Origin of the sequence: Romboutsia sp. 1001713B170131_170501_G6 (assembly GCF_015668195.1) — a bacterium.
Lineage (GTDB): Bacteria > Bacillota > Clostridia > Peptostreptococcales > Peptostreptococcaceae > Romboutsia_C.
The window spans coordinates 641,301-660,367 of record NZ_JADPFC010000001.1; the positions used below are offsets into that span (position 1 = coordinate 641,301).

Genomic DNA, 19,067 nt, shown 5'->3' on the forward strand with positions numbered 1-19,067 from the left:
ATGGTAAATATAACTTGTATAGTATGTCCTATGGGATGTCCATTAGTAGTAACTAAGACTAACGATGGATATAAAGTAGAGGGAAATACTTGTAAAAGAGGAGAAAAGTATGGAGTAGAAGAATTAACTAATCCTAAAAGGGTTATAACTACTACTGTAAGACTTGAAAATTCATATTTAAACCTACTTCCAGTAAAAACAAAAGAATCTATACCAAAAGATATGATGTTTGACGTAATGAAAGAATTAGATACTATAAAAGTAAGTGCACCAATAAATGTTGGAGATGTTATAGTTAAAAACATACTAGATACAGGTGTTGATGTTGTAAGTGCTAAAACAGTAGAAATTTGTAATTAAAAAGATAGCTTATGCTATCTTTTTTTACATACAAGTACTTTATATTAAGCATAAAGCTGTTGATAATTTACATATATAAGATATATCAATAAGCTCAAAAATGTAAAAAAGATATTTTGGGAAACGAACGAAGCCGTTGGCGACATGAAGTGTTTCGCCGACACGTCGCTCAAGCAAAGTGAATTTTTGTTGTACCCAAAAAGTATAAATATAAAAGTTACATCCTTGTTACCTTAATTACGAACTTGTAATCTAAAGTAACAGCCGTGTAACTGTTATATATAATTTTAATATGTTAGTATAAATACATAGAAAGAAATAAAACAAAAACTTACATAGATTTACATAAAATAAAAGGATGTGATTAAAATGAAAAGAGCTATAACAGCATTATCAGTATTATGTGGAGGGATGTTATTTGTAAGTCCAATAAATAACATAATATTTGCACAAAGTTCTAATAATAAACCTAAAGTGGAAGCAGTTGAAAATATAAATACTAATAAAAAAGAAGAAGTAAACAACATAGATAAACAAGTAATAAAAAATGAAAGCAATAATAAAGTACATAATGAGATAGCAAAAGTTGAAAATAAAGAAGAAGTTAAAAAACAAGATAATATCAAAAAAGATAATAACAACAATAAAATAAATAAACAAGAAAATAATCAATTAGTTAAAGAAGAAAATACAACTAATAGTGAAAATGTAATAGCTGAAAATGTAATAGCTGAAAATACACAAAAAACTGAAGACAATAAAGTACAAGAAGAAAATGTATTAGTTTCAAATGATAAAGTTCAACCAGACATAAAAGAAGAAAGCAAAGTTGAAGTTATAAATGTATTAAACAAAGAACAAGCTAAAGATTTATTAAAAATGTATAATAAAGACGCAAACTATACATACCAAGGTGATGAAAATAGCTTTAGCGCATTAAAAGAAAAAGGATTAAGTGGGTATGTATTTTTACCAGACTATGATACTGACTTAGGTTTCTTTGTTGATAAAAATACATCAAATATCTATTACTTCCACCCAAGTGGATATCTTGAATTAGTTATGTAGAATAAATTAATATAAGCTAAAAAAGTGCATCTCTAAAAAAGAGGTGCTCTTTTTATATAGTAGCAATATTAGCAATTACTAATTTTAAGTTTAGAATTTAATACAGCATATATTTTTAAATAGAATATAAAATATTATGTATTATAATATATTTATAATTAAAAAATTTTATAGCAAAACGTAAACTAAATCAAAAACTTTAATAAGAAAGAGAGACATAAATATGAAAAGAAAAATAATATTAAATTTAGCAATAAGTATAGATGGATATATAGCAAGTGAAGATGGAGGATTTGATTGGATAGTTGGAGATGGAGATAATTCTTTAAATAGTGAAAAAAAGTTGGATTTTAATGAATTTCTAAGAGAGGTAGATACTGTAGTCATGGGAAAAAAGTGTTATGACCAAAATTTTCATAATGATTACAAAAACAAAAAGGTGTATGTAGCCACATCTAAAGAATTAGAAGATTATGAAAATGTACATTTTATAAATGGCGATATATGTAAAGTAATAGAAGAAGAAAGAAAAAAAGAAGGAAAGAACATATTTTTATTTGGAGGAGGGAAATTAGTAGATAATTTTATAAAAGCAAATATTATAGATGAATATATCATAGGAATAATACCTACAATACTTGGAAAAGGTAGACCATTATTCTTAGGTGATAATCCTAAAATAGATTTACACTTAGATGAGTACATCTTAGACAATGGTATTGTCATATTAAGATATTCAAAAAGGTAGCATATAAAATTTAAATATATAACTTAAATATGTATAAAGTTATGAGAATATTAATTCTCATAACTTTTTTCTATAGACACATATAATATTAAATTTTAGATTTAAAAAATTCTATCATAATTTATGTATTTATTACATTAAACATAAAATTAATTTTATATAGAAGTTATATAAAAAATTTTATTGATAAGAATATTTTTTCTTAGTACAATCTAATTGTAAAAGTAAAAAACTAAAAATATAGTTATGTCATTTTTATAATAACAGTATATATAAATCTTAAAGTATATAAAATTGATAAATAGTTTTTGACTAAAATAAATACCTCTACAAATTATATCTATAGTTTTTAGTTTTAAAAATATATTATTTATTAGGAGGTAAGTAATGAGAAAGTTAACAAAAGCTATGGCAATTGCAATTTCATCTACTTTTATATTAGGTGCAAGTACTATGAATTATACTGGAAATGCAGGCGGAAATGATGTAGATAGAATACTATGGGAACATGGTGGTGACTTAGAGGCACAATTTGGACAAGGTAAAAATATAGGTACAGCCGGTTTACTTGCTGGTAAAGATGGCGAATATATAATAGCTGGTGGAGGAGCAAATTTCCCAGATAAACCAGTTTTAGATGGAGGGGCTAAAAAGCTTTATCCAGATGTATATGTATTAAAGGAAGAAGATGGAAGGCTAAAGCAAGTTAGTCATGAAAAACTAAATTATGAAATTGGATATGGATGTTCAATTACTGATAAAGAAGGGGTTTACTACATAGGTGGAAGTAGTAATGAAAAAGAAGCTGACAATGTAACTTTATTTACAGTAAACAAAAAAGGAAAACTTAAAGAAAAGCACATAGGAGATTTACCTTTTACACTTAGCGACGGAATAGCTGTTAAAAAAGGAAATTACATATATATCGGTTTAGGAAAACAAAATGGAACAGCTAGCAATAAGATGTATAGATTTGATATAAAAAAAGGTAAGACTAAAGAGTTAGCACCTATGCCGGGAGAAGCAACTAGAAATCAAGCTGTAGCTCAAATATTAGATGATGATATATATGTATTTAGTGGAGGAGATAAAGTAGCATACACAGACGGATATAAGTATGATATAGAAAATGATAAGTGGGAAAAAGTTTCTGATGTTAAAATAAATGATAAAAAAATATCTTTATTAGGAGCAAGTTCAGTGAAACTTAATGAAGATGAGATGTTAGTTATAGGTGGATTTAATAAAGAAATATACGATGATGCAGTTTATAATTTAGATAACTTAAAAGGAGAAGAATTACAAGCATTTAGACAAAAATATTTTGGTGCAGATCCTCAGGAATTTAATTGGAATGAAAATATATTAATATATAATGCAGAAGAAGATATCTGGAAAACTATAGGAGAAATTCCATTTAATGCACCTTGTGGAGCAGGTCTAATACTTAATGGAAATAAGATATATTCAATAAATGGAGAAGTAAAACCAGGTGTTAGAACAGAGAGAACTTTTGTAGGAACAATAATTAACGAGTAGCTATCAAGGTAAAAATTTAATTAACGACTTAAAAAATAGGGGGAAAATTTATGATATTTGGCAATATAAAGCATATAAAAAATTATCCTAACTTAAGTAAAGATCTACTTAGATGTTTTGAATATGCTAAAGAAAACGATTTAAATGGCTATGAAAAAGGGACATATACTATAGATGGAAAAGATATATTTGTAAATATAGTAGAATATGAAACTTATGAGAAAGAAGAAAGATTTTGGGAAGCTCATAAAAAGTACATAGATATTCATTTAATGATAGATGGATGCGAAAGAATTGATTTAAATTTTATAGAGCAATTAACTCAAAAAGATTATGAAGAAGAATCGGACTTTTTACCTCTAGAAGGTGAAAATAATGGATATGTAGAATTAAGAAAAGGAGATTTCTTGGTTTGCTATCCAGAAGATGCTCACATGACAGCTATAAAAGTAAATAAAAAAGAGTATGTAAAAAAAGCTATATTTAAAATTATAATAAGATAAATATAAGAGAGGGTATATACCCTCTCTTATTAAAGTATAAAAATTAAATTTTTATTATTAGTAAATATCGTTATTTATATTTATCAAATACATTTTTTTATATGATATAATTTATATAGTAGTCTTAATAAAGGAGTGATTTTTATGACACTAATGGCAGAAATGACATGGTATGAGTTTAATGAAAGAAAAGACAAAGATGTAGTAATACTACCTATAGGATCTGTTGAACAACATGGACCACATTTACCATTATCTACAGATACTATAATATCTGAAGGATTCTCTAAGTTATTAGGAGAAAAAACAAATTCTATAGTAATGCCTTCTATAAGTTATGGATATAAATCTCAACCAGCATCAGGTGGAGGTCCATTATTTCCAGGGACTATAGATTTAAATGGAACTACTTTAATAGAGTTAGTTAAAGATATTTTAGAAGAATTAATAAGAGATGGTGTAAGAAAAATAGCTATAGTAAATTCTCACTTTGAAAATCAAGCATTTTTACTAGAAGCTATAGATTTAGTAAGCAAATTTATGCCAAATGATACAAAAATAATAATGATGAGCTGGTGGGACTTAATAAGTCAAGATACTATTGATAAAGTGTTTGATGAAATTGAGTTTCCAGGGTGGGCATTAGAACATGCAGCTATAACAGAGACTTCATTAATACTTAAATTTGCTCCACAACTAGTTCATATGGATAGATTAATAGATGAAAAAATAGAAGAAGTACCAACTTATCATGTATATCCAATACCAAAGGATTTAGTTCCAGAATCAGGATTATTAGCTATAGGAAGAACTAGTTCTAAAGAAAAAGGAGAACTAATAGTAAATGAAGCTTTAGATAAAATGGTTAGCATAGTAAATAAAGAATTTATAAAATAAACAAGAATATTTTTATATCAAAATATATTAAAAACCTATAGCTATAAATAAATAGCTATAGGTTTTTAATGTATTTACTGCTATTTTAATTTATTAATATTGGGGGGATAACATGAAAATTGCAATAATTGGTTATAGTGGAAGTGGAAAATCAACACTTGCTAGGAAGCTTTCAAAATATTATAAGGCACCTGTTTTATTTCTCGACACAGTTAATTTTTTACCCAATTGGATTGAACGTGATAGAGATGAGGGGCGTTTGATAGTATATGATTTTATGAAAAATGATTCTTGGGTGATAGATGGAAATTATAGTGATTTTTTTCAAAAAGAAAGATTAGAACAAGCTGATAAAATAATTTTTTTGAATTTTCCACGTAGAATTTGTATTTATAGAGCATTAAAGAGGTATTTTAGATACAAAAACACAACTCGTGAAGATATGGCTAAAGGATGTATAGAAAAAATTGATCTAGAATTTATTTGGTGGATTCTTTATGAAGGACGCACTAAAGAAATATGCAATCATTATAAACAAATAGAACACGATTTTAAAAATAAAATAGTAGTTTTGAAAAAAACAAAAGAAGTTAATTTGTTTCTACAGAAAATAACAAATTCATAGTATATAGTAAATAAAAAAATTAATTACTATGTACTATGAAATATATAGTTAATATTTTTATTGTCTTGATATGTAATATAAAATTTATCCTAAGGCAACAAATATAGTACCAATAGCTATAAATAAAACGCCTATTATACCTTTTACACTTATTTGTTCTTTAAATATTAAAATAGAAAAAATTACAGTTAAAACTACAGATAACTTATCAATAGGAGCTACTTGCCAAGTTTTTCCCGTCTTTAGTGCTATATTTAAAAATAACCAAGATAAAGCACCAGATACGCCAGCAAATACTAAGAATAGTAAGTCTTTTTTATGACTTAAAAGAGAAGATAGATTAGAAAAATCTCCTTTTATAAAAGATACTGATACTAAAAATACTGCCATTATAACTGCTCTAACACTAGTAGCTAGTGAAGGAGACAAGTTAGTTACTCCCATCTTAGAAAAAACTGTTACAAAACTTGCACTTATAGCTGCTAAAAGTGCATAAAATAACCAATTACTCATAAAACCTCCTTGATAATTAATATTAAATATTAATTAAAAATAAATGAAAATAAATATCAATCAATTAAAATAATACTTTATAAACCTTATATAGTCAATAAATATTTAGATGTAATAAAATATTATATCTTATTTGAAAACATACTAATTTTAACTTGTTTGTTGTATAATTTAATAATAAACAATCAACAAAAGGAGAGTCAAAATTTATGAGGGATTTTAAACTGAAAAATCAATTTATACTAGCAACTTATATAATTATATTATCCTTTTTATTATTAAATATAAAAACTGTAGGAAATATTTTAAGTACTGCATTATCTATATTAAAACCTTTTATAATAGGATTAGCTATAGCATTTTTATTAAATGTGCCTATGAAATCTTTTGAAAAGAGACTAATAGGAAAGATTGTTAAAAGATATAATATAAAGGATTCAAAAATTATTATAAGGATAATATCATTAATATTAACACTTATAACAATAGGATTATTATTAAGTGCATTTATAAACTTAGTAATACCACAATTAGTAAAAAGTACCTCAAGTTTAATAAGTAGTATTCCACAGTATATAGACTCATTACAGTCTTATATAACAACTTATATGTCTCATATAAATATATCAGATAATTTACATCACAGTTTATTATCAGGGGTTGATAAGATGTCAGACTTTATGATAAAAACTTTAAATTATTTTATATCTAATATAGTTGGAATTACTTTTTCAATAACATCTATAATAACTAACTTATTATTAGGTTTTGTTATAGCTATATATATGTTACTTAGTAAAGATAAGCTTATAATTCAATTTAAAAAGGTGTTATATGGTCTTTTAAGTGAAAATATGGCAGATAAAATAATGAGCATTATTAAATTAGGTGATGTTAAATTTTCAAAATTTATAGTAGGACAATGTACAGATGGTATAGTTATGGGAAGTTTATGCTTTATAGGTATGACTATATTTAATATGCCTTATGCTATATTAATAAGTACATTAATAGGAATTACAGATCTAATACCTATGTTTGGTACATTTTTAGGGGCAGCTCTTTCTGCTTTAATATTATTTATGATAAAACCTGTAACAGCGCTTTACTTTATAATAATGATAGTTACAATTCAGCAAGTAGAAGGGAACTTTATATATCCATTTATAGTAGGAAATTCCATAGGATTATCATCATTTTGGATATTAGTTCCTATAATAATAGGTTCATCAATGTTTGGAGTACTAGGAATACTAATAGGAGTGCCTCTTTTTAGTATGATATATACTTTATGTGGTGGATATATAAATAATAGGATAAAAGCAAAAAATATAAGTTTAAAAAAATAGTTTGATACTTGTATTTATTTTATACAAACAATTAAAATAATATAAAAAGGGACTAAAATTGATTTTTAGTCCCTTTTTATATTATTAATTAGTCTAATATACTATATAAAACACTATTTACAATAGATAGTAATATAGATGCACCTATTGCACTTAAAGTACTATTTATATAAACTCCATTAACAAATGAGAAGGCTAGTTTTAAAACTAATCCATTTATAATTAGTGAAAATAACCCTAAAGTTAAAACTGTTATAGGGAATGAAAAGAACTTAAGTATAGGCTTTATAGTTAAATTAAGTAATCCAAATATTAATGTAAGTATTATTAATGACTTAAAAGAACTTATATATACGCTATTTAAAAGTAAAGATACTATATATAAGGATATAGCATTAACAACTATAAATAATGATACTTTTCTCATAGTAAATCTCCTTTCAAGGTATTACAAAATTATACAAATATTAAATCATATATACAATAATATTTCAAGTGAGTATAATATTTAAGATAATTAGGTCATATACTTTAAATATGGTTTTGTTTTAAAGCTTTATCTATATATTAAATTTATATACACTTGCATCTATCAAAGTAAAAATATAATTAAATTAGTATATCAAAAAGGATGATATTATGTATAATTCAAGATATGAAGAATTAAACAATATTATGAAAATTATTATACCTATAGAAAATGAAATAAGTAATATTATAAAGTATGTATATACCAAAGATAAAACAAAATCAATAGATATTATAGATTATATACAAAAAGAGATAACTAAATTAAAAAACAATGTAAAAGAGCTAGAAAATCCATTTGTACTTTGTATAGTAGGTTGTGGAAACTATGGAAAATCAACTCTTATAAACTCGTTAATTAAAAGAGAGATAGTAGCTACAAAAGATATACCAAATACTTGGAAGATTGATATTTTTTTAAAAAGCAATTTAGAAAAAATAGAGATAATATACAATAATAAAGAAAAAATTTTAAAAAGTATACAAGGTGGATATAGATTACTGAAAAATGAAGAAGATAAGTATAAAAAATCTAAAGAGAAAATATATAAATTAGTTCAAGAATGTAAAAAAGAAAATACAAAAACTAAAAAAGAACTTAAAGAATATAAAAGAGAATTAGAAGAGAAATATTTATATAAATCTCAAATATGTAAGGTTAAATATTATTTAAAAGAAGGAAATTTAATAAATGATTTTACTATAGTAGACACACCAGGACTTAACCAAAGTCTATTAAATACTGATAATAAAGTAGATAAATATTATGAAATAGCAGATGGGATTATATGGATAATAGATGCTCAAAATATAGTATCTAGTGAAAATACAAAGCTTATAAATGAGATTAATGATATAGATAAAAATTATTCTAATAAAAATATAATAGCTGTTGTAAATAAGATTGATATAATAAAAGAAAAAGATTTAAATAAAGTTAAAGATAAATGTGAAGAATTATTTAAAGATAAGTTTAAAGACATTGTATACATATCAGCCAAGGATGCTATAAAAGGAATACTAAGTAAAGATTATTATTATATAAAGAAAAGTAATATAGAAAAATTATATAAAAGTATAGATGTTAATTTTAAAAAACTTTGTGAAAATAAGCAAATAGAATCAAAATACAAAAATTTATATATAACTAAACGTAATATATTACAATCTATATATTCACATAAGAGAGAATTATATAAAGATTTATCTATATATAATGAAATAGATTATGAATTAAAATACACATTAGATAATATAAAAAAGGATGCCCTAAGTTATATAAAAGATATAGATATAGAAACAAAGGACTATATAATAAGTTTACAAAATAAATGCAATAATGATTTTAGCAATATATATGATATAATTTATGAAAAATCAAATTTCAATAAAGATGCTATTTATCAAAAAATAGATACGGATATAAATTTAGATAAAATCCAGGTGCCAATTCAAAAACAATCAAAAGATAAAATAAAAGAAGATAAACTAGAAAATTTATTAAATAAATTTTTAGTTAAAGCATTTAATGAAGACGTAAATCCTAAACAAAATTACCTATCTAAAAATAAAGAAATCATAACAAAAGACATAGAAAAAATATTAAAAGATAATATAAATACTATAATTTCAAACATAGAATATATAAAAAATCATAGTTTTGAAAAAGTATATATAGACTATAAATATATAAATATTTATATAGACTTCCTAAATAATATAGAAAGAATTTTAAATACTTTGGGGTGATATTTTGGAAAATAATAAAGGGATATGTATAGTTAAAGAAGAAATATTAAATTCACCAATAAGAAAAAAGTTAATTGAAGATTTAAATTTACCGTATAAAAATACAATAAAAGAACCATTACAAGAAGTGGTTGAACTTATTAAGTCTATAGAAAGTAATAAGGAAGAACCACTAAAAATTGTTGTATTAGGAGAAGTTAAATCAGGAAAATCAAGCTTAGTAAATTCATTAATAGGAGGGGATATAAGTGAAGTAGATGTGCTTGAAGCTACTTCTAGTATAATAGAAATAGTATATAGTAACATGCCATATACTAAAACATATAAAGACATAACAAAGGTGGGTCTTAATATAGATTATTTAAAAAAGATAAATATAGTAGACACACCAGGGTTAAAGAGTATAACTATAAATAATGAAGAAAAAACTTTAAACTATATAAAAAATGCTGATTTGATACTATTTGTAATAGATGCAACTCACCTAGGACAAGAAGATGTAATAGAAGCACTTGATTTGGTAAGTGAGTATAAAAATAACATTATAGGTATAGTAAATAAGTGTGATTTATTAAGTTCTGATAAAGAAGAAATTATAGATTATATAAAAGATGAATATGGAATATATATAGATGAATTTTTTATGATATCCTCATATCTTGAATATCAAGAGAAGGTATTACCTAAGGTAAAAATAAAAAATACTGATTTAGTAGTTTCAAACTATAATGATTTAAAATACGAATTTAATAGATTAAATGATTATATAAATTATCTAATAAAAAATTATAAAGAGGAAAAAAATAGTAGCATAAAATCATCTTTAGATAGAATAATACACAAGGATATAGTTTGTCATAATGATTATCTAAAGACTTTGTGTGTTTTAGATGATGAACTATTAAGATACAATAAATTACTTCAAAATAAAAGTGACTATATAAGTGCTAAGATGGATTTTGAAATAAAGGATTGGATAGATAGAATATTTTTTAGTGATGAAATACAAAAAATTAAATTAAATATAGATTTAGCTAAGTTATACATAAATGAAGAATATATAAATGAGTTAGTAAACAAGAAAAAAATAGAATTGGATAATTTATTTTTTAATGAGTGGAGTCAGTGTTTAAAAGAAATAAGCAATGAAATGGATGATGATATAAAAAGATATATAAATGACATAACATATAAAAATGAATACATAGATAGTCAAAGTTTTAAATTAGAAAAAAATCAGGGAACAGTAAATGAATTATTAGCAGTAGTAGGAACAGGTGCAGTACTTGGAGCAACTTCAGGTACAGTTGTTTCAATGTATAGTGCAATACTTGGAGCATCGGCAACTTCAACTACTATATCAGCAGCACTAATGACTTATTGTCCACCATTATTAATAGCAGGGACTATAAGTGGAGCAGTAGGGAAAGTTATATATGATAAAGTACAAGATGATAAAAAGAGCAAAGAATTACTAAATGATATAGATACTTTTATAGAGAATCTAAAGTATAAAATAAGTGAGAATCTAAAAGATATATATGAAAATTATAGTATAGAGATAAACTATACAACACTAGAAATACTAAAAAATATAAAAGGTATACAAACTAACAAACACGAAATAGAAGATACAATTAAAGATATAAATATATATATAGATAAATTAAAAACATATATACATTAATGAAAATTCAGTACAATAAACACAAAAAATGTCATTTTATCATACATTAAAGTATAACGTTTAATTAAGGGAGCAAATAGTATGATTACTATAAGTTTATGTATGATAGTAAAAAATGAAGAAAATATTTTAAAAAGATGTTTAGATAGTATTTATGATATAGTAGATGAAATAATAATAGTAGATACAGGGTCAGTAGATAAAACAAAGGAAGTTTGTAGAGATTATACTAATAATATATACGATTTTAAGTGGATTGATGATTTTTCAAAGGCTAGAAATTTTTCCTTTGATAAAGCAACCAAAGATTATATACTTTGGTTAGATGCAGACGAGTATTTAGATGAGAAAAATAGAAAAAAATTTATAAACTTGAAAGAAAACCTAAATAAAAGTATAAGTGTTATATCTACAGAAACCCATATGTGTATAGATGAAAATAATAATCCTAAAATAGTAGCTAGAAGAAACAGAATAATCAAAAGAAGTGAAGATTTTAAGTGGGTAGGATATGTTCATGAATATATATCTATAGAAGGTATAAATGAAAGTACTGTATATGATAGTGATATTTGTATAATACATGATAAGGTAAAAAATATAGATGATAGAAATCTTAAAATATATGAAAAAAATCTAAAAGATGGCAAAATATTAAGCAATAGAGATCTATATTATTATGGAAGAGAATTATATTGTAATTTAAAATATGAAAAATCCATAGAAATATTAAAAGAATTTATAAAGGTAAGTGAATTTAAGGAAGAAACAATAGATGCATTATGCAAAATAGGAGAATGTTATATAAAACAAAAAGAATACAAACTAGCAAGGATATATTTATATAAAGCCTTTGAAGAAGATATACCAAGGGCTGACATAATGTATAATATAGCTTATTCATTTGAAGAAGAGGAAAAATATTTGCAAGCTATAAGTTGGTATAAAATAATACTTAATACTAATATATCTTGTGATACTAACCAATGCATAAATATGAGTTACTTAAGATTTAAACCTCATTTAAATCTTTGTTGCTGTTATTATGAGTTAAAGGATTTACCGAGGGCTTATTATCACCATCAAAAATGTATGGAGCTAAATCCAAACGATGAATGTGTAAAATGTAATGAAAAGTACTTTAATTCTATAATAAAAGAAAGATAAGGTGGGGTAACCCACCTTAAATTACATATCATAAAAAAATAATATGAAAAATATACTATATTAAACAATAGATAAGGAGGATATGATGAGATTAGATAAAATTTTAGAGAATATAGATACTTTAAATATATATGGAGACACAAATATTAATATAGATAATATATATTATGATTCAAGAGAAGTAACAAAAAACAGCCTGTTCATATGTATAAAAGGATATAATACTAATGGACATTTATATATAGAAAATGCCATAAAATCTGGAGCTAAGGCATTTTTAATAGAAGAAGATATAAATATAGATAATATGGATAAGTATACATTTATAAAAGTAAGTAATACTAAAGAAGCCATGGTAAAAATTGCGTCTAATTTTTATAATGAGCCAAGCACAAAATTAGGTGTAATAGGAATAACAGGAACAAATGGGAAAACTAGTGTATCAACTCTTTTAAAGGAGATATTAAATAAAGTTAATAAATGTGGCCTTATAGGAACTATCGAAATAGACAACTCAAATGAAAAAATAATACCTAAAAATACAACTCCAGAAAGTTTAGACCTTCAAAAAAATTTCAATGATATGCTAAAAAACAACTGTAAATATTGTGCCATGGAAGTATCTTCTCATGCACTTAGCTTAGGGAGAGTGAAAGATACTAGTTTTTTAATTGGGTTATTTACAAACTTAACCGAAGAACATTTAGATTTTCATAAAAATATAGTAGACTATAGAAACTCTAAAGAAAAATTATTTTATATGACAAGAAAAGCAAATGTAATAAATATAGATGATGAACATGGTAAAATCATATTAAACAATATTAAAAACTTAGATATACCTGTATATACTTATGCTATAAATGAAAATGCTGATTTTATGGCAAGTGATATTATATTAGAAAAAGATCATATAGAATATAAACTAAAAACTCCAACTTATGAAGATCATATTTATGTAAATATACCAGGAAAGTTTAGTGTATATAATACATTAGGAATAATAAGTATTTGCTACATATTAGGTATAGATATAAACACAGTTAAGGAAGTATTTAAAAATACTAAAGGTATTAAGGGGAGATTTGAAAGTATAAAAAATAATAAAAAACTAAATGTTATAGTAGACTACGCACACACTCCAGATGCTTTAGAAAATATATTAAAGGCCTCAAAAGAATTTACAAAAGGTAAGGTAATAACAGTATTTGGATGCGGAGGAGATAGAGACAGACAGAAAAGACCTATAATGGGAAAAATAGCACAAGAATGTTCTGATATAGCTATAATAACATCAGATAATCCAAGATGTGAAGAGCCTCAAAAAATAATTAATGATATATTAAAAGGTATTAATATAAAAAAGGATAATTATATAATTATAGAAGATAGAAAAGAAGCAATATATAAGGCAATAGATATTGCAAATGATAAAGACTTAGTTATAATAGCGGGAAAAGGACATGAAGATTATCAAATAATAGGTAAGAAAAAGCATCCTTTTGATGATACAAAAGTAGCACTTGAAGCTATAAATTTAAAGTAGGCAATAAATAAACTCATATATATTTATAAAAGAGGCTGTGAATATTCACAGTTTCTTTTATATTATATTAAAGCATGCTTTATTATTTTTTTTAGAAGTATTATAATATACGGATAAACTAAATAAAATTTAAAAGGTAGGTAATTTGATGAATGAAACTAAAAAGTTAACAGAGTCAGCAATATTATCCGCACTATTTGTTATAAGTACTTTACTATTTGTAGGAATTGGCTTTGGATATGCACTTTACATAGATTTTATAGTTCCTGTATTTTTTTCAATAGTGGTACTTAGATGTGACTTTAAGTATTCAGCACTTTCTGGAATAACATCACTTTTAATAGTTTGGTTAATACTTGGGAATATAGGTATAGCTATATGGTGTAGCCAAAGTGTAATACTTGGAATACTTTGTGGCTACTTTATAAGTAAGGATACCTCTATTATGGATGATATGGTATATACTTCTTTTATAGGCGTTGTACTTATGGTATTTGTAGATATATATGCATCTAAACTAATAGGATACAGCTTTATGAAAGAGTTTCAAGGATATATAAATATACTAAAATCCGGAGAATATGTACAAGTTATTTATTATATACTTATAGCTGCATTTCCTTTTGGAACTGTATTTTCTATATATATTTTATCCTTATTTATGTGCAAGAAATTAAATATGCTAAAAGGAAATATAAATAAAAAATTTGAAATTATAGCTAACTTTAGAAGACTTTCAAGATTTGTATGTTGTTCTAAAAATGTATTTTATGTATTATCAGTATACATTTTTATAGTAGAAGTTTTTAAATCATTTAATATAAACATAGATAATACATACTTAAAAACTATAATAATAAGTATAGAATATTTATCATTTTACTTTGTGATAAAAGATGGATATACAGCAATACAAAATTATTTATTAGCTAAAAATAAGAGAGTAGCTCATATAAGAATATTGTCTATTTTAATGTTAATAGCATTAGTATTAATATTTAAGATAACTACATTTATTATAATCATAATTAATATAATATTAGATATAAAGATAAATATAAGAAATCAACAAATAGGAATATTAAATAATATATTAAGTAGAGGGTGAAAATGTGGTTAAGGATGTAAGTTTTATCAAAAAATGTCCCTTTTCACATAGAGGACTTCATAATAATATATATCCAGAAAACTCTATGGGGGCTTTTACAAATTCTATAAAACATAACTATGGTATAGAATTAGATGTACAACTTACAAAAGATAAAAAGGCAGTAGTATTTCATGATGAGTTTTTAGAAAGAATGACAGGATATAAAGGTACTATAAATAATATGACTTATAATGAAATATGCAACCTAAGGCTACTAAACACTGATGAAAAGATACCTCTTTTATTGGATGTACTAGATATTATAAATAATAGGGTACCAGTTTTAATAGAATTAAAGGCTCTTGGAGATGCTATAGATATGAGTAGTGAGGTTTATAAGATAGTAAAAAATTATGAAGGTAAGTTTGCTATACAGTCTTTTAATCCAAGGGTACTTCTATGGTACAAAGAAAATGCAAATAATATAATAAGAGGGCAAATATCATTTGATTACAAAGATACAATAATAAAATGGTACAAAAAATTATTTTTAAGGGGCATGATATTAAATATTAAAACAAAGCCTGATTTTGTATCTTATGATATAAAAAGTATTCAAAGTCAAAGGGTTCAGTTAATTAGAAAGAAGATGCCAGTTATAACTTGGACTATACTTGATTGTAATCAATATAAAAAAGCATCTAAATATGCAGATAACATAATATTTGAAGGTATAGATTTAAATAAATGTTAAAAAGTATTGACAAAATATAATTTTAAGAATATATTATAGACATAAATGAAAAAATATTAATATAAAGCTATGATAAGAATTAGTAGGATTAATGTATTCTAACAGAGAGTTTCCGGTAGGTGAGAGGAGCAAGAAAAGTTAATTTGAATACATCTTGGAGCAGTTTTCCTGAAAGATAACAACCACTAGGGAAAAACGGAGTAGCATACGTTATAATGCTAGGGTATAATTTTGTACCTAATGAGGTTAATACTGTGAAGTATTAATAAATTAAGGTGGTAACACGTAAGCACAAGCTTTCGTCCTTTTGTAAGGATGAAGGCTTTTTTTAATACAAAAAAGTTTTATATCCTTAAAAAATGATTTGCTAAAAATAAGACTTAAGCAAATTTATAAATACAAAATAATAGGAGGGTAAATATGTTTAATTTAGATGAACAAGTAAAAATTATATTAAAAGGTGTAGAAGATTTAATAGATGAAAAGGACTTAAGAGAAAAATTAACTAATGCTCATAAAGAGGGAAGACAGTTAGTTGTTAAGTTAGGTCTTGACCCATCAGCACCAGATATACACTTAGGTCATACTGTTGTTCTTAGAAAAATGAAGCAATTACAAGACTTAGGACACAAGGTAGTAATAATAATAGGAGACTTTACAGGAAAGATAGGAGATCCAACTGGAAAATCTCAAGCTAGAAAAGCATTAACTACAGAGCAAGTTTTAGAAAATGCAAAAACTTACCAAGAGCAAATATTTAAAGTTTTAGATAAAGAAAAGACAGAAGTAAGATTTAACAGTGAATGGTTAGGAAAGTTAAACTTTGAAGATGTTGTTAAATTAGCTGCAACTATAACTGTTGCTAGAATGTTAGAAAGAGAAGACTTTAAAAAGAGATATGAAAGCCATACTCCAATATCAGTACACGAATTCTTCTACCCACTAATGCAAGGATACGATTCAGTTGCTATAAAAGCTGATATAGAATTAGGTGGAACTGACCAAAGATTTAACTTACTTATGGGTAGAGCATTACAAAAAGAATTTGGTCAAGATTCTCAAGTAGTTATAATGATGCCTATAATAGAAGGATTAGATGGCGTTAACAAAATGAGTAAGAGCTTAGGAAACTACATAGGAGTAGATGAAGAAGCTGGTGTAATGTATCAAAAAGCTATGGAAATACCAGATTCATTAATAGTTAAATACTACAACCTAGTAACTGATGTTCACCCTGATGTAGTAGCTGAAATAGAAAAGGATTTAAAAGAAGATAGAAAAAATCCAAGAGATATAAAAATGGAGCTTGCTAAAGAAATAGTAAGATTATACCACGGAGAAGAAAAAGCAAACTTCGCTGAAGAAAGATTTAAATCAGTATTCCAAAAAGGACAAATACCTGTTGATATATTAACTGTAGAAGCAGATGCTAATGATTTTGACTTAGCTCAAATAATAGTAGATAACAAATTAACTCCAAGTAAAAGTGAATTAAGAAGATTAGTTAAGCAAGGTGGAGTTAAAGTAAATAGTGAAAAAATAAATGATTTACAAGAAGTAGTAGCTGAGGGTGAATTAGTAGTTCAAATAGGTAAGAAGAAGTTTATAAAAGTAGTTGTAAAATAATATAATTAAAAGAGATATAAGAAATTAACTTATATCTCTTTTTAGATTAACATCATAATATACCTCACATTATGCTAAATAATAATATATATTACACTAAAGATAAATAGATGATATAACGAATAATAATTAGAATAAAGCAGTTGTAAAAAATAGTGATAAATGTTATATTTTATCTATTAAAGATGAAAAAAGAGATGAGGGGCTATATGTATTTACCAAGTAAAATAACTAAAATATTATCTAATATGAATAGATCTTATATCATATACTATAGTAAAGGGAAAATAACCTCTGTAGTAGTTGACAATAAAAATATAACTATAAGTGCCAGTACAAAAGGATATTTAATAGATATAAAAGGTTCAAAAGTCATATTAAATGATCTAAAATCAATTAAACCTTTACTTATGAAGTTTAGCACAAGTCAAGTTGATAAAAGCAAAAGTTTTAAGATATCAGAGAATTTAGTTGAGTTATTTGCTGAAAATGAAAAGACATTTGCTGTTGAGTATTTAAATGGAAATGTAATATCTATTATAATGGATAAACCAAGTGTAAAAATAGAAAAAACTGCAACTGGATATTTTTTAGAGATAAATCATAAAGAAATAGCAGTAGATAGCTTAACAGATGTTAAAAGATTTTTATCTAAAATGAACATAATAAATGAAAATCAAAAAGAATCTAACAAAAATCAAGAAGAGGATTTATACAAACAACTAAAGCTAGATATATAAATATCTTATATATACAAAAACCATATTACATATATTTTTAATATGAATATGATGTTTTTAGAAATGAGTATGACTAAAAATACGCACGTATTTAAGAGGAGAATGAAAAATAAAAATGTTTTCCTGGGAAATTTTAAATAGTTTATAAGAAAGGATATAATTATGGATGATTATAGAAAATCAATATCTAGAGAAAATCTTATAATGCTTTTAATGGCAGGTGGAATTATAGTTTTTAACCTTATCGGATTTATAATAGCATATTTTGTATGGAGAGATTATAGTAAAGACTCAGATTTTATAGCTAGAAATGGTAGAAGACTTTTAAATTTTCACATATCATTTTTTATATATGAATTAATATCTGGATTATTAGTATTTTTACTAGTTGGAATGGTATTAGTACCACTAGTATCAATAGCATATCTAGTGCTTAACATAATAGCTATGATAAGATATGGATCATATAAAGATTATGAATTTCCATTTACAATTAATTTTATAAAATAGAATAAAAAGAACTACATTTAATATATTATGTAGTTCTTTTTTTATGTATTAATTAAATTATATATAAA

19 protein-coding genes and 1 other annotated feature are annotated in these 19,067 nt (G+C 24.5%); of the genes, 17 read left to right on the forward strand and 2 right to left on the reverse strand.

The annotated features are described in order from the left end of the window. From I4U89_RS03240 to I4U89_RS03270, 7 genes are all read left to right on the forward strand, one after another. Positions 1 to 360, forward strand: coding sequence for a DUF1667 domain-containing protein (locus I4U89_RS03240; RefSeq protein ID WP_195938274.1), 360 nt, complete (start codon positions 1 to 3; stop codon positions 358 to 360). 369 nt (positions 361 to 729) lie between these two features. Next, positions 730 to 1,428 carry a hypothetical protein gene (locus tag I4U89_RS03245; RefSeq protein WP_195938276.1) on the forward strand — a complete coding sequence of 233 codons (699 nt, stop codon included), beginning with the start codon at positions 730 to 732 and terminating at the stop codon, positions 1,426 to 1,428. A 223-nt stretch (positions 1,429 to 1,651) separates the two neighbouring features. After that, positions 1,652 to 2,176 carry a dihydrofolate reductase family protein gene (locus I4U89_RS03250; RefSeq protein ID WP_195938278.1) on the forward strand — a complete coding sequence of 175 codons (525 nt, stop codon included), beginning with the start codon at positions 1,652 to 1,654 and terminating at the stop codon, positions 2,174 to 2,176. A 387-nt stretch (positions 2,177 to 2,563) separates the two neighbouring features. Beyond that, the gene (locus tag I4U89_RS03255; RefSeq protein ID WP_195938280.1) at positions 2,564 to 3,715 is read left to right on the forward strand and encodes a cyclically-permuted mutarotase family protein; all 1,152 of its coding nucleotides are present in this window, start codon (positions 2,564 to 2,566) and stop codon (positions 3,713 to 3,715) included. A gap of 50 nt (positions 3,716 to 3,765) precedes the next feature. Continuing rightward, positions 3,766 to 4,218, forward strand: coding sequence for a YhcH/YjgK/YiaL family protein (locus tag I4U89_RS03260; RefSeq protein WP_195938282.1), 453 nt, complete (start codon positions 3,766 to 3,768; stop codon positions 4,216 to 4,218). A 144-nt stretch (positions 4,219 to 4,362) separates the two neighbouring features. Further along, positions 4,363 to 5,115 (forward strand): creatininase, encoded by a 753-nt coding sequence (locus tag I4U89_RS03265; protein WP_207744110.1) that lies wholly within the window; start codon positions 4,363 to 4,365, stop codon positions 5,113 to 5,115. Positions 5,116 to 5,227: 112 nt separating this feature from the next. Further along, complete coding sequence (locus I4U89_RS03270) at positions 5,228 to 5,740, forward strand: DNA topology modulation protein (RefSeq protein ID WP_195938284.1); 513 nt, start codon at positions 5,228 to 5,230, stop codon at positions 5,738 to 5,740. A gap of 84 nt (positions 5,741 to 5,824) precedes the next feature. Here the strand turns inward: I4U89_RS03270 and I4U89_RS03275 are convergent, their stop codons facing one another. After that, on the reverse strand, positions 5,825 to 6,253 hold the full coding sequence (locus I4U89_RS03275; protein ID WP_195938286.1) for an EamA family transporter: 429 nt from the start codon (positions 6,251 to 6,253) through the stop codon (positions 5,825 to 5,827). Positions 6,254 to 6,462: 209 nt separating this feature from the next. On the opposite strand from I4U89_RS03275, the gene I4U89_RS03280 reads away from it, so the two are divergent. Then, on the forward strand, positions 6,463 to 7,602 hold the full coding sequence (locus I4U89_RS03280; protein WP_195938288.1) for an AI-2E family transporter: 1,140 nt from the start codon (positions 6,463 to 6,465) through the stop codon (positions 7,600 to 7,602). 88 nt (positions 7,603 to 7,690) lie between these two features. On the opposite strand, the gene I4U89_RS03285 is transcribed toward I4U89_RS03280, so the two are convergent. Then, entirely contained in the window at positions 7,691 to 8,029 is a 339-nt protein-coding gene (locus tag I4U89_RS03285) for a phage holin family protein (RefSeq protein ID WP_195938290.1), read from the reverse strand. 212 nt (positions 8,030 to 8,241) lie between these two features. Between I4U89_RS03285 and I4U89_RS03290 the strand changes: the two genes are divergently transcribed. The 9 genes from I4U89_RS03290 (at position 8,242) to I4U89_RS03330 (ending at position 18,999) form a co-directional block, all read left to right on the forward strand. Then, positions 8,242 to 9,879: a dynamin family protein gene (locus I4U89_RS03290; RefSeq protein WP_195938292.1), complete on the forward strand. Its 1,638-nt coding sequence runs from the start codon at positions 8,242 to 8,244 to the stop codon at positions 9,877 to 9,879. 4 nt (positions 9,880 to 9,883) lie between these two features. Further along, positions 9,884 to 11,566, forward strand: a complete 1,683-nt coding sequence (locus tag I4U89_RS03295; protein ID WP_195938294.1) for a dynamin family protein — start codon at positions 9,884 to 9,886, stop codon at positions 11,564 to 11,566. Between the two features lie 81 nt (positions 11,567 to 11,647). Beyond that, positions 11,648 to 12,733 (forward strand): glycosyltransferase, encoded by a 1,086-nt coding sequence (locus I4U89_RS03300; RefSeq protein WP_195938296.1) that lies wholly within the window; start codon positions 11,648 to 11,650, stop codon positions 12,731 to 12,733. Between the two features lie 85 nt (positions 12,734 to 12,818). Then, complete coding sequence (locus tag I4U89_RS03305) at positions 12,819 to 14,279, forward strand: UDP-N-acetylmuramoyl-L-alanyl-D-glutamate--2,6-diaminopimelate ligase (RefSeq protein WP_195938298.1); 1,461 nt, start codon at positions 12,819 to 12,821, stop codon at positions 14,277 to 14,279. Positions 14,280 to 14,427: 148 nt separating this feature from the next. Then, a complete protein-coding gene (locus I4U89_RS03310; RefSeq protein WP_195938300.1) occupies positions 14,428 to 15,387 on the forward strand; it encodes a DUF2232 domain-containing protein in 960 nt (319 codons plus the stop codon). Between the two features lie 4 nt (positions 15,388 to 15,391). Next, on the forward strand, positions 15,392 to 16,123 hold the full coding sequence (locus I4U89_RS03315) for a glycerophosphodiester phosphodiesterase family protein (RefSeq protein ID WP_195938302.1): 732 nt from the start codon (positions 15,392 to 15,394) through the stop codon (positions 16,121 to 16,123). Positions 16,124 to 16,183: 60 nt separating this feature from the next. After that, positions 16,184 to 16,433: a binding site (T-box leader), on the forward strand. Positions 16,434 to 16,543: 110 nt separating this feature from the next. Continuing rightward, positions 16,544 to 17,749, forward strand: a complete 1,206-nt coding sequence (gene tyrS, locus I4U89_RS03320; RefSeq protein ID WP_195938304.1) for a tyrosine--tRNA ligase — start codon at positions 16,544 to 16,546, stop codon at positions 17,747 to 17,749. Positions 17,750 to 17,958: 209 nt separating this feature from the next. Then, positions 17,959 to 18,489, forward strand: a complete 531-nt coding sequence (locus I4U89_RS03325) for a hypothetical protein (RefSeq protein ID WP_195938306.1) — start codon at positions 17,959 to 17,961, stop codon at positions 18,487 to 18,489. A gap of 162 nt (positions 18,490 to 18,651) precedes the next feature. Then, on the forward strand, positions 18,652 to 18,999 hold the full coding sequence (locus tag I4U89_RS03330) for a DUF4870 domain-containing protein (protein ID WP_195938308.1): 348 nt from the start codon (positions 18,652 to 18,654) through the stop codon (positions 18,997 to 18,999). Positions 19,000 to 19,067: the final 68 nt, after the last annotated feature.